Origin of the sequence: Pseudoalteromonas sp. NZS100_1 (assembly GCF_015864285.1) — a bacterium.
Classification (GTDB): Bacteria; Pseudomonadota; Gammaproteobacteria; order Enterobacterales; family Alteromonadaceae; genus Pseudoalteromonas; species Pseudoalteromonas arctica.
Genome location: NZ_JADYXN010000019.1, coordinates 1 through 12,427, shown reverse-complemented (window position 1 = coordinate 12,427; position 12,427 = coordinate 1). Strand labels below are relative to the sequence as shown.

General features: G+C 41.1%; 11 protein-coding genes. 3 read left to right on the top strand and 8 right to left on the bottom strand.

Annotated features, from left to right (window positions below; genetic code table 11):
• Positions 1 to 67 precede the first annotated feature (67 nt).
• From rseP to rpsB, 8 genes are all read right to left on the bottom strand, one after another.
• Positions 68 to 1,420, bottom strand: coding sequence for a sigma E protease regulator RseP (gene rseP, locus I6F66_RS13200; protein WP_197209351.1), 1,353 nt, complete (start codon positions 1,418 to 1,420; stop codon positions 68 to 70).
• A gap of 1 nt (position 1,421) precedes the next feature.
• The gene (gene ispC, locus I6F66_RS13195) at positions 1,422 to 2,627 is read right to left on the bottom strand and encodes a 1-deoxy-D-xylulose-5-phosphate reductoisomerase (RefSeq protein ID WP_165728531.1); all 1,206 of its coding nucleotides are present in this window, start codon (positions 2,625 to 2,627) and stop codon (positions 1,422 to 1,424) included.
• Positions 2,624 to 3,490 (bottom strand): phosphatidate cytidylyltransferase, encoded by an 867-nt coding sequence (locus I6F66_RS13190; protein ID WP_007580986.1) that lies wholly within the window; start codon positions 3,488 to 3,490, stop codon positions 2,624 to 2,626. Before I6F66_RS13190 ends, ispC begins: the two co-directional genes overlap by 4 nt.
• A gap of 19 nt (positions 3,491 to 3,509) precedes the next feature.
• Positions 3,510 to 4,289 carry an isoprenyl transferase gene (locus I6F66_RS13185; protein ID WP_007580985.1) on the bottom strand — a complete coding sequence of 260 codons (780 nt, stop codon included), beginning with the start codon at positions 4,287 to 4,289 and terminating at the stop codon, positions 3,510 to 3,512.
• 58 nt (positions 4,290 to 4,347) lie between these two features.
• Positions 4,348 to 4,905, bottom strand: a complete 558-nt coding sequence (gene frr, locus I6F66_RS13180; protein ID WP_007580984.1) for a ribosome recycling factor — start codon at positions 4,903 to 4,905, stop codon at positions 4,348 to 4,350.
• Positions 4,906 to 4,918: 13 nt separating this feature from the next.
• On the bottom strand, positions 4,919 to 5,668 hold the full coding sequence (pyrH, locus tag I6F66_RS13175) for a UMP kinase (RefSeq protein ID WP_007580982.1): 750 nt from the start codon (positions 5,666 to 5,668) through the stop codon (positions 4,919 to 4,921).
• 157 nt (positions 5,669 to 5,825) lie between these two features.
• Entirely contained in the window at positions 5,826 to 6,677 is an 852-nt protein-coding gene (tsf, locus tag I6F66_RS13170) for a translation elongation factor Ts (protein WP_007580981.1), read from the bottom strand.
• 103 nt (positions 6,678 to 6,780) lie between these two features.
• Complete coding sequence (gene rpsB, locus I6F66_RS13165) at positions 6,781 to 7,509, bottom strand: 30S ribosomal protein S2 (protein WP_007580978.1); 729 nt, start codon at positions 7,507 to 7,509, stop codon at positions 6,781 to 6,783.
• 271 nt (positions 7,510 to 7,780) lie between these two features.
• Here rpsB and map point away from each other — a divergent pair, with 271 nt between their 5' ends.
• From map to dapD, 3 genes are all read left to right on the top strand, one after another.
• Positions 7,781 to 8,566 carry a type I methionyl aminopeptidase gene (gene map / locus I6F66_RS13160; RefSeq protein ID WP_007376820.1) on the top strand — a complete coding sequence of 262 codons (786 nt, stop codon included), beginning with the start codon at positions 7,781 to 7,783 and terminating at the stop codon, positions 8,564 to 8,566.
• Between the two features lie 64 nt (positions 8,567 to 8,630).
• Positions 8,631 to 11,249 carry a [protein-PII] uridylyltransferase gene (gene glnD / locus I6F66_RS13155; protein WP_197176566.1) on the top strand — a complete coding sequence of 873 codons (2,619 nt, stop codon included), beginning with the start codon at positions 8,631 to 8,633 and terminating at the stop codon, positions 11,247 to 11,249.
• A 9-nt stretch (positions 11,250 to 11,258) separates the two neighbouring features.
• On the top strand, positions 11,259 to 12,086 hold the full coding sequence (gene dapD / locus I6F66_RS13150) for a 2,3,4,5-tetrahydropyridine-2,6-dicarboxylate N-succinyltransferase (protein ID WP_197142634.1): 828 nt from the start codon (positions 11,259 to 11,261) through the stop codon (positions 12,084 to 12,086).
• Positions 12,087 to 12,427: the final 341 nt, after the last annotated feature.

Genomic DNA, 12,427 nt, shown 5'->3' with positions numbered 1-12,427 from the left:
TACCGCATAACACCTTACTAGTGGTGCTTTACAATCGTTTTCTAATTAGTAATTTGCCACGCTGTAACTACAAACGCGATACATCATTGAACAAAGCGAAACATGTTAGAAAAATGAGTAACAAGGCACCCACTTTAAAACCAAACTCTTGTATCTTTTCAGAGACCGGCTTTTTACGAAAAAGTTCAATTATGTAATACATTAAGTGTCCGCCATCAAGCACTGGTAGGGGTAATAAATTAAATACACCCAAGTTAACGCTTATTAAGGCTAAAAAGCTTAAAAAGGCCACTAACCCATAGCTTACGCTAGTTCCAGCGCCTACTGCAATGCCCACAGGGCCACTTAAATTTTTAACCGAAACCTGGCCTGTAATTAAATTACCAATCATGTCGAAACTGAGTGTAATTAAGCGCCACGTTTCTTTTGTGCCTCGCACGATACTATCGAGCGGGCCGTAATGTCTAGTCTCTACATAACCATCAGGCCATTGCTGTACAACAGGAGCAACACCTAAAAAGCCTTGCTCAATACCGTTATTATCAATGCGTCCTTTCGGAGTTACTATAATGGTTTGTATAGTATCTTGTCTTTTTACACTAAATTGTAAAGATTTGTTAGCTGATTGCGTAATAAGATTAACTAATTGCTGCCAATTGCTTATTGTTTCACCGTTTACAGCCAAAATTGTGTCGTTAACTTGTAAATTAGCGTGTTCTGCGGCTGAGTCTTTAGTTACGGCGGCAATTGTTAAAGTTGCTTGAGGTCTAAATGGCACAATACCTAACGAACTCAGTGGTGGTACGTCTCGTTGGTCAAGCTTCCACCCCTCTAAATTAAGCGTTTTAACGCGTGGTTGAAGGTTTTTATCACGAACAATAACTTCAACGCTTTCTTCGCCTAAGTTAGACATAAGCGCAAACGTGGCATCTTGCCATGTCGTTATGTCATCATCACCAATTTTTATAATATGTTGAGAAGGCATAATACCCGCCTGCTCTGCGCGACTGCCTTCGGTTATGCTGCCAACAACTGGCTTAACCGATTGCACTCCTACCATATACATCACCGCAAGAGCAAAAATGGCAAACAGAAAGTTAGCCATTGGTCCCGCAGCAACAATAGCAATACGCGCTTGTACAGATTTAGAGTTAAACGATAAGTGACGTTGATTTGCTGGTACGTCATCAACTCGCTCATCAAGCATTTTTACATATCCGCCTAATGGAATAGCGGCAATCACGTATTCGGTATTATATTTGTCATGCCATTTTAACAGTGGCTTACCAAAACCAATTGAAAAACGCAGCACTTTAACGCCCATTTTTCGTGCAACCCAAAAATGGCCATATTCATGTATGGCCACTAAAATACCAAGCGCTAAAATAAATGAGCCAAGATTCCAAAAAAAATCAAACATATTAATGCGCCACTTTTGTTATAAATTCTGAAGCGCTAATACGCGCTAATTTATCACACTCTAAAATTTCATCTAGGCTTTGCACATTGGTGTAAGTTGCAGCTTCTAGCGTCTGTGCATTTATTTTGTATATATCGGTAAAACCAATTTTACCGTTTAAGAATGCGTCCACAGCTATTTCATTTGCTGCGTTAACCGTTGTTGTCGCACCCTGCCCTGCACTACACGCATCAATCGCTAATTGTAAATTTGGATAACGAGAAAAATCAGGTTTAGTAAACGAAAAATCACAAATGTCAGAGAAGTTTAACGGTTTAACACCCGCATTAATTCGCTCAGGATACGCAAGTGCATGGGCAATTGGCGTGCGCATATCGGGGTTACCCATTTGCGCTAAAATAGAACCATCGTGGTACTGCACCATTGAATGAATGATACTTTGTGGATGAATAACCACATCAATATCACTCGCATCACAATTGAATAACCACTTAGCTTCAATAAACTCTAAACCTTTGTTCATCATAGTTGCGGAATCTACTGATATTTTTTGACCCATCGACCAGTTAGGGTGTGCAACGGCTTCACTTACGGTTACATCTTTTAACGTATTTATATCACGCGTTAAAAATGGGCCACCAGAGCCGGTAAGCAAAATTTTACTTACGCCATGTTGCTGTAGTTTTTGATCGCCTTTGGCATTTTGTAACGAAGACGGTAGGCATTGAAAAATTGCATTATGTTCGCTATCTATTGGCAGCAAAGTGGCTTTATGTTGTTTAACTTTATCAATAAACAACTGACCTGACATAACTAAAGATTCTTTATTAGCTAGTAGTACTTTTTTACCCGCTTCAACAGCACTTAATGTAGGTAGTAAACCAGCTGCACCTACAATTGCCGACATTACAATGTCAACATCAGGATGAGCACATAAGTCACTCATTGCTTGCTCACCGTGCATAACAAGAGTTTGGCACTGAGTATTGGCTAAATACGCAGATAATTGCTCTGCGGCCTGCTGGTTAGCCATAATCGCATAAAGCGGTTCATGTTCAATACACAACTCCGCCATTTTCTTTGCATTCTGTCCTGCAGCCAAAACAAAAACATCAAATAGCTCTTTATTGCGCGACACAACATCAAGTGTACTTAAACCAATTGAGCCCGTTGCGCCTAAAATAACCAGCAATTGCTTTTGGCTCATAAACTAAGAGTCCACGCATAGCACATAACAAACATTGGAGCAGCAGCCGTTAAGCTGTCAATTCTATCTAAAATACCGCCGTGTCCTGGTAAACATCGACCGCTATCTTTTAAACCAGCTTCACGTTTAAACATGCTTTCCAGTAAATCACCTACCGCAGAAAACAACGCAATAAATGCTGTCATTATCGCGTACACAGGCCATACAACTAAATCAACATCGGTAAAGTGACAAAATGCTAATACAAAAATAATAGAAGCGACTACACCGCCTGCTAACCCTTCAATTGTTTTATTAGGGCTTACTTTAGGCATTAACTTATGTTTACCAAAACTTTTACCCGTAAAGTAAGCACCCACATCTGCGCTCCATACAATACCGAGTACCACTAAAATTAGCACCGAACCAAAATGAGTTGATTCAGCATATTGCGCGCTACGTAGTGTATTTAGTGCAAGCCATAACGGCACAAGCGTTAATAATCCTGCAATGCCGCGCATAACTAGGCCTTCATTCCACGCTTTAGCCATTTCTGGGTAGCGCCAAATTAAATAGCTAGCAACAATCCACCAAGCAAACGAAAGCGTAAATACGTAATTTGCATCACCGACTAGCTTGCCATTTTCCCATAATGATTCAATAGGCCAATGTAAATTAAGCAAGGCAAGTAAAGCGCCAATAAACACAACAAAGGCAGCACGTTTAAGCTTGTCGCAAAGGCCCATAAATGCAGACCATTCCCATGCGCCTAATAATACAATTGCACCAGCAAAGTAACTAAATAACGTAAGCGGTGTATAAAAAACCAAAGCCAATGCTAATGGAGCTAGCACTAGAGAGGTTAAAATTCGTTGTTTTAACAAAATGTGACCCTTATTCTATTTAGGTTTGAGCGAGTAATTGTTTTATTTGTTCGCCCGTACAACCAAAACGTCGCTCTCTGGCAACGTAACACGCAATGGCCTCAGCAAATGCTGCTTCATTAAAATCTGGCCAAAGTGTCTCGGTAAAGTAAAGTTCTGCATAAGCAACTTGCCATAGTAAAAAATTACTAATACGAACATCGCCACCAGTGCGAATAAGTAAATCAGGTTCTGCCTGATCTGCCATGCTCATATGCTGTGCTAAGCGCTCTTCTGTAATATCTTCTGCGTTTAGTGTGCCCTGCGCAACTTGCAAAGCAAGTTGTTTTGCCGCATTGGCAACATCCCAACGACCACCGTAATTAGCTGCAACATTTAAACGCAACCCGGTGTTATTTTCAGTCAGCTTATGCGCAGCGTCTACCTTGCTACGTAATCCTTCAGAAAATCGTGATAAGTCTCCAATAATGGTCAGTTTTACATTGTTTTTATGAAGCTTTTTAACTTCCTTTGTTAAAACAAATAAGAAAAGCTCCATTAAAGTGTTTACTTCGTCTTCAGGGCGGCGCCAGTTTTCACTACTAAAAGCAAATAAGGTTAACGATTGTATCCCTAATTTAGTACAAAACTGAACAGATTGACGAACTGCGTCTACGCCTTTTTTATGCCCATACACACGAGGTCTATTTCTAGCTTGCGCCCAACGTCCGTTCCCATCCATGATGATAGCAACATGTTTGGGTAAACATTGCTGTGAAATTGTGTCAGCATCTAGAACCATAAATATCGAGTATTCCATAAAAAAACGCCGCCTAGTATACCCTAGACGGCGTTTCAAAACTAATAAAATTAGCTGTTTAGATTTCCATCAATTCTGTTTCTTTAGCAGCTAATAAAGTATCCATTTCTTTAATAAACTTATCAGTAAGCTTTTGAATCGCATCATCCGATTGACGCGCTTCATCTTCAGATATGTCTTTATCTTTTAATAAACCCTTTACATCGCCATTAGCATCACGACGAATGTTACGAATAGCAACACGACCGCCTTCAACTTCGCCACGTACAATTTTGATTAGGTCTTTACGACGCTCTTCTGTAAGTGGAGGAAGTGGTACGCGAATAACAGTACCTGCCGACATAGGGTTTAAACCTAAGTCAGATGCCATAATTGCTTTTTCAACAGCTTGCGCTAAAGACTTATCAAATACACCAATAGCAAGTGTACGAGAATCTTCAATTGTTACGTTAGCAACTTGGTTTAAAGGCGTTGGTGCACCGTAGTACGACACCATAATGCCATCTAGGATTGCAGGATGTGCACGGCCAGTACGAATTTTAGATAATTGGCTACCTAGTGCAGTTACACTTTTTTGCATGCGCGCTTGCGCGTCTTTTTGAATATCGTTAATCACGGTTTAATCCTAATTATTTGATTATTTCATCTGAGGCTTGTGAAGAAATAAGTGTACCTTCTTCTTCACCCATAATTACGCGTTTTAGCGCGCCTGATTTATTCATGTTAAATACGCTCAATGGCATATTGTGATCGCGGGCTAGAGTAAATGCCGCTAAATCCATAACTTTTAATTCTTTTTCAATGATTTCATTGTAGCTTAAGTGGGTATAAAGCGTCGCATCTGGGTTTTTAACAGGGTCATCACTGTATACGCCATCAACCTTAGTCGCTTTAATTACTGTATCCGCTTCAATTTCGATACCGCGTAAACATGCTGCAGAATCGGTAGTAAAAAATGGGTTACCAGTACCCGCTGCAAAAATGACTACGCGACCAGTTTTCAATAAACTAATTGCTTCAGCCCAGTTATAAGCGTCACATACACCATTAAGCGGAATAGCCGACATAAGACGACAATTTACAAATGCACGGTGTAGCGCATCACGCATTGCAAGGCCGTTCATAACAGTTGCAAGCATACCCATGTGATCGCCTACTACGCGATTCATACCTGCTTCTGCAAGTGATCCACCGCGTAAAAAGTTACCTCCACCAATAACTAAACCCACTTCTACGTCGAGCTCTACTAGCTCTTTAATTTCTTGTGCCATACGGTCTAAAACTTTAGGATCGATGCCGAAGCCTTCGTCTCCCATTAAAGCTTCACCACTTAATTTGAGAAGAACACGTCTAAAAATAGGTTTGCGATTGATAGTCATAGTATTGGGGCCAACTTTTATTGAATTATGGATAAAAAATAACCGCGCTTATGTTAAACATAAAAGCGCGGTTATTTTAAAGAATTTCTAGCTGCGAAGCAAAACCAAATAGTACTTTAATTGCATCTAATTTCATTATCCTTCACAAATAGTAATCTTACTTAGCTTTAGCAGCAGCAATTTGAGCAGCAACTTCAGCAGCAAAATCTTCTTCTTTCTTCTCGATACCTTCACCAACTTCTACACGTACGAAGCTAGTAACTGTTGCGTTTTTCTCTTTAAGAATATCGCCAACAGTTTTCTTAGGCTCCATGATGAAAGCTTGACCAGTAAGAGAAACCTCACCAGTGAATTTTTTCATGCGGCCAACAACCATCTTCTCAGCGATTTCAGCAGGCTTGCCTTCATTCATCGCGATTTCGATTTGTACTTGCTTTTCTTTAGCAACAACGTCAGCTGGTACATCTGAAGGTGTTAAGTATTCAGGGCTAGATGCAGCAACGTGCATTGCAACGTGCTTAAGTGTTTCTTCATCAGCAACACCCGCAACAACAACACCGATACGATCGCCATGACGGTACTCAACTAGGTTTTCACCCGTTACGTACTGTAAACGACGTACATTGATGTTTTCGCCAATTTTAGTAACTAGCTCAACACGGTCTTCTTCAAACTTAGCTTGTAAGTCTTCGATAGAGATAGTGTCAGCAATTGCAGCGTCAGCAACTTTGTTAGCAAATGCTAAGAAGCTTACGTCTTTTGCAACGAAATCTGTTTGACAGTTAACTTCTACTAGTACTGCAACACCCGCGTTTTGCTTGATGATGATAGTACCTTCAGCAGCAATGTTACCTGCTTTTTTAGCAGCTTTAGCAGCGCCACTTTTACGCATGTTTTCAATCGCTAACTCGATGTCGCCATCAGTCTCAGTTAACGCTTTTTTACAATCCATCATGCCAGCGCCTGTGCGCTCGCGTAATTCTTTAACTAGGGCAGTAGTTACAGCCATTAGTAAATCCTCAAATCTGAAATCAGGTTAGATAAGCGGGTTACCCGCTCGACAAGAATAGCAAGTCTTCACCTTAAAAAGATGAAGACTTGATGACAGCTAATTACTCAGCTTCAACGAAATCGTCTTTCTCAGCTTGAGCAACGATGTTATTCTCGCGACCTTCAGTAATAGCAGCTGCAACAGCGCTAGTGTAAAGGCTTACAGCACGGATAGCATCATCGTTACCAGGTACGATGTAATCAACACCGTCTGGGTTAGAGTTAGTATCTACGATTGCAACAACTGGAATACCTAGGTTGTTTGCTTCACGGATAGCAATGTGCTCGTGGTCAGCATCGATAACGAAAAGCGCGTCTGGAAGACCGCCCATGTTTTTGATACCACCAAGGCTCTTTTCAAGCTTTTCCATTTCGCGGTTAAGCGTTAACGTTTCTTTCTTAGTTAATTTCTCGAAAGTTCCGTCTTGGCTTTGTGCTTCAAGGTCTTTAAGACGCTTGATTGATTGACGTACAGTTTTCCAGTTAGTCAACATACCACCTAACCAACGGTGATTTACGAAGAACTGGTCGCTTTCTAAAGCAGCTGATTTAACTGCGTCGCTTGCTGCGCGCTTAGTACCAACGAAAAGAACTTTACCTTTGTTTGCTGCAGCACTTGATAAAAACTTAAGTGCGTCGTTGAACATTGGTACAGTTTGCTCAAGGTTGATGATATGTACACGGTTACGTGTGCCGAAGATGAAAGGCTTCATCTTAGGGTTCCAGTAACGTGCTTGGTGACCAAAGTGAACACCAGCTTGAAGCATATCGCGCATTGAAACGTTTGCCATTTTATAGATCCTCTATAGTTGTTTAGGGTTAGGCCTCCACATATCCCATAGCACCAACACCGAAGTAATTAAACTTCAAATGCACCCAAGTGTATGTGACGATACGTGTGTGTGTTAAAATAAAATTGTGTTTGCCTTAAATACAAAAAATCATTTAAGAATTTATTTGTAAAAAGACGGCGCGCTTTATACCATATTAAAATTAAATACTCAACGTCGCGTGCAAAATTTGTTCGGCGATAAATGTTAAAAACTCAACTTTGGAGCCTCAATGAGCGCTATTATCAAGACCCCTGAAGAAATAGAGAAAATGCGCGTAGCTGGGCGCTTAGCGGCCGATGTACTTGAAATGATCGGCCCTCATGTAGTGCCAGGTGTTACCACCGATGAGCTAAATACACTTTGTCATGATTATATTGTTAATGTGCAACAAGCAATCCCTGCTCCGTTAAATTATCATGGCTTTCCAAAATCAGTTTGTACGTCAGTTAATCATGTTATTTGTCACGGAATTCCAAATGACAAAGCATTAAAAGAAGGCGACAGTGTAAATATCGACGTAACTGTCATTAAAGATGGTTACCACGGCGACACATCTAAAATGTTCCACGTTGGTACACCAAACATTCAAGCTAAGCGTCTTGCAGAAGTAACACAAGAAAGCTTATACCTTGCTATTAAAATGGTAAAACCAGGTGTGCGCTTGGGTGATATTGGCTCAGCAATTCAAAAATATGCAGAGAGCTTTAACTACTCAATTGTACGTGAATATTGCGGCCACGGTATCGGCGCAGGATTTCATGAAGAACCACAAATAATGCATTACGGTAAAGCCGGTACTGGCGAAGCCTTAAAAGCAGGTATGTGTTTAACTATTGAACCTATGGTTAATGCGGGTAAACGCCAATGTAAGCTTCTTAAAGATGATTGGACAGTAGTAACACGCGACCGTAGTTTGTCTGCACAGTGGGAACATACTTTATTAGTGACTGAAAATGGTGTTGAAATTTTAACGCTACGATCAGATGATACTATCGACAGGATTATCGAACACTAATAAAAACCGAACCATTTGATAAAAATACTTATCAAAATAAAGGTTCAACAAGGAGCCAGCCCACGTGGCATTACCCAACAAAGTAAAAAAGTTGCTTAGCGATGCTGAGCAACTTAATGATTATCGCGATTGTTCTAGCTATTTTTATAAATGGCTACATAACGAGTTTTCTAAACAACCGGTTGGGAATTTAATTAATGCCCGGGCTGAGTTTATTGACCGCCTACTCATAAAGCTGTTTCATGTTTACGACTTAGCGCATGAGCCTGATTTAGCGCTAATTGCTGTAGGCGGATACGGACGTGGCGAGCTACATCCCTACTCCGATATCGACTTTTTATTGCTTGTAACTAAACCGCCAAGTGAAGAAATATGCGAAAAAATAGGCCAGTTTGTCACCATGCTATGGGATCTCAACTTAGAGATTGGCCACAGCGTGCGCACCATAGAACAAGCCATTGAGCAAAAACGCGAAGACGTTACTTTTGCCACCAGCTTGCTCGAAAGCCGCCTTATTTTTGGTAACCACATTGAGTTTGAAAAACTCAAGATGCATATTCTTGAAACACCCGTATGGCGCTCTGGTGAATTTTTTACTGCTAAAGTTCAAGAGCAAAACTTACGCCACAGAAAGTGCCACGGCACCGCGTATAACCTTGAGCCAAACATTAAAGAAAACCCCGGTGGTCTGCGCGATTTACAAACCATTATTTGGGTTGCAAAAAAGCACTTTAGAACAGAAACCCTGCAAGAATTAATAAGCCACGGATATTTAACTCACGAAGAGTTTCAAGAGCTTTCAGAGTGCCTAGAAAACCTATGGAATATTCGCTTTGCGCTGCATTTAGCAGCAGGTCGAGCCGAAAACCGTTTATTGTTTGATCATCAACCGCAAGCCGCCGAAATTTTAGGTTTTGGTAGCGACGGTAAAGCGTCTGTTGAGCGTATGATGAAACGCTTATTTAGAATAATGAGCCGCGTGCGCGAGCTTAACCAAATGCTACTTTCATACTTTGAACAAAGTATAATGCCCGAAAGTAGTGAAAAAACGGTGATAGAACTCGACAGAAACTTTGAACAAGTGGGCCATCAAATACGCGTAAAAGATCCGTCGGTATTTTTTAGGCGCGACCAACTCTTTGTATTGTTTGAGCACATAGCCGATAACCCAGCAATAACCCATATTTACCCAAGTACTATTCGTACTATTCGCCAGGTGCGCCGTCGTTTATTGGGCGATTTGCAAGATTACGCAGCCTGTCGCGAAGCCTTTTTACGCTTAGTTAAACACCCTAATGGCATGGGACGCGCATTTACGCTTATGCACAAGCACGGCATGCTTGCCGCCTACTTACCACAGTGGCGTAATATATTTGGGCAAATGCAGTTTGATTTATTTCATGCCTATACCGTAGATGAGCACACCCATAAGTTAATCAAAAATATTTACGAATACTTTGATAAAACAGGTATTAGCGAGTTTCCTATTTGTAGTGAAATAGTCACTCGAATGGATAAACCAGAGCTACTTTATTTAGCGGGTATATTTCATGATATTGCTAAAGGCCGAGGTGGCGACCATTCAGAACTTGGCGCTGTTGATGCCATAGCTTTTGCTAAATTGCATGGTTTTTCATCGGCTGATGCTAAACTAGTAGCATGGCTTGTAAGTAATCATTTACTTATGTCGGTTACCGCACAGCGTAAAGATATTAACGACCCAGCTGTAATAAAAGACTTTGCAACACGTATTAAAACAGAGCGCCAACTCGACTATTTATATTGTTTAACGGTTGCCGACATACGTGCAACCAACGACAACTTATGGAACGATTGGAAAAACACCCTACTGCGTGAGCTTTATTTACACACGCAACGCGCACTGCGCTTAGGGCTCGAAAACCCAATGGATCAACGCGACCAAATTCGCGACAAAAAGCATCAAGCTAAACAGCGTCTTCTTAATTTAGGTTATCAAGAGGAACAAATTGATTTAATTTGGAGCCGCTTTAAAGCCAACTATTATACCGCTTTTAGCGAACAGCAAATATCATGGCAAACCGAGCATTTATTAAATAGCCCCGATTTAAGCCAACCCAGTGTTATTGTGTCTAACAAAGCGATGCATGGCGGTACGCAAGTATTTGTGTACAGCCCTTACTCTGGCGCACTATTTGCCCGATTAGTGAGTGTGATTGGCTCTAAAAAAGCACAAATACAACACGCCCAAGTACTAACCACAAAAGACGGTTATATACTGTTTAGCTTTGTAATACTTGAAGTGAGCGGCGACCCTATAGCCAGTGGTAGAGCGCAATCAATTAAACGTGGGCTTGAGCAAGCACTAAGCGATCCGCGTAAAAAAATTCGCTTTAAAAAGAGCCGAACTCAACGCTTTAAAGATTTTAATATTAAACCTAAAATTGTACTGCGCCCACATGCACGCAAAGACCGTAGCTTAATAGAAATTCAAGCCGTCGATATACAAGGTTTACTAACCAAAATAGCCGAAGTTTTCCAAGCGCATTTACTACACATTCACGCAGCCCGTATTACAACGGTAGGTGAACGTGCCGAGGATTTCTTTGTTGTATCAAATAACGAATACCAAGCGCTGACTGATGAAGAGCAAGCAAAAATTCATCAGGCATTACGTAAAAAATTCAACGCCGAAACAGAATAGAGGACACACATGTCAGATTTAAAAACGATGATCGAAAACGCATGGGACAACCGCGATAGCATTAGCCCAAGCACAGTATCAAACGACGTAAAACAAGCTATTATCGACGCACTTGATTTACTTGATAGCGGCGCAGCACGTGTTGCTGAAAAAATATCGGGTGAATGGGTTGTACACCAGTGGCTTAAAAAAGCAGTGTTACTGTCGTTTCGTATTCGCGACAACCAACCAATGAACGATGGCGTAAACCAGTTTTACGACAAAGTACCGCTTAAATTTAGCGACTACACCCCAGAGCAGTTTCAGCAAGGCGGTATGCGCGTAGTACCAAACGCAGTAGCACGTAAAGGCAGCTTTGTAGGTAAAAACGTTGTACTTATGCCATCGTACGTAAACATTGGCGCATACGTTGACGACGGCACCATGGTTGATACATGGGCGACTGTAGGCTCGTGTGCACAAATTGGTAAGAACGTACATTTATCAGGTGGCGTTGGCATAGGCGGCGTTTTAGAGCCTCTACAAGCTAACCCAACTATCATTGAAGACAACTGCTTTATTGGCGCACGTTCTGAAATTGTTGAAGGCGTAATCGTTGAAGAAGGCGCTGTAATTTCAATGGGCGTTTACATCAGCCAAAGCACCCGTATTTATGACCGAGAAACCGGCGAAATTCACTACGGCCGCGTACCAGCAGGCGCAGTAGTTGTACCAGGCGCACTACCGTCAAAAGATGGCACTCACAGCCTATACGCTGCGATCATCGTGAAAAAAGTAGATAAACAAACACGTGAAAAAGTAGGCATAAACGCCCTACTCCGCTCAATCGATGAGTAATCGTAGGTTGGGTTGAGTGAAACGAAACCCAACGATACTTTGAAGTTAAGTGTTTTAGCTAAACTTTAATTGTATATAGAAAGCTCTAAGCCCTTTGGTTTGGAGCTTTTTTATAGTCTTAAACTTGGATAACCTTTAATTCATACATGTATAACCTCTGCAATATCCTCTAGTGATCCTAACTCTATAAAAAAAGGCTTTAAATCAAATTGACTTGAACTCCTATTTCTTAATATGCATCTATGTTCCCTTTGATATGCGTAACGGAGTTTTTCAAGTTAGTTGTCGCATCAAATTAAATTTTATGCCGCCCGCATTGCTTCTTTTTTCTCTGGATTTAA

Excerpts from the sequence above, each read along its gene's own strand:
- rseP (WP_197209351.1), bottom strand. The coding sequence starts at position 1,420 with ATGTTTGATTTTTTTTGGAATCTTGGCTCATTTATTTTAGCGCTTGGT.
- ispC (WP_165728531.1), bottom strand. The coding sequence starts at position 2,627 with ATGAGCCAAAAGCAATTGCTGGTTATTTTAGGCGCAACGGGCTCAATT.
- I6F66_RS13185 (WP_007580985.1), bottom strand. The coding sequence starts at position 4,289 with ATGGAATACTCGATATTTATGGTTCTAGATGCTGACACAATTTCACAG.
- pyrH (WP_007580982.1), bottom strand. The coding sequence starts at position 5,668 with ATGACTATCAATCGCAAACCTATTTTTAGACGTGTTCTTCTCAAATTA.
- tsf (WP_007580981.1), bottom strand. The coding sequence starts at position 6,677 with ATGGCTGTAACTACTGCCCTAGTTAAAGAATTACGCGAGCGCACAGGC.
- rpsB (WP_007580978.1), bottom strand. The coding sequence starts at position 7,509 with ATGGCAAACGTTTCAATGCGCGATATGCTTCAAGCTGGTGTTCACTTT.
- map (WP_007376820.1), top strand. The coding sequence starts at position 7,781 with ATGAGCGCTATTATCAAGACCCCTGAAGAAATAGAGAAAATGCGCGTA.
- dapD (WP_197142634.1), top strand. The coding sequence starts at position 11,259 with ATGTCAGATTTAAAAACGATGATCGAAAACGCATGGGACAACCGCGAT.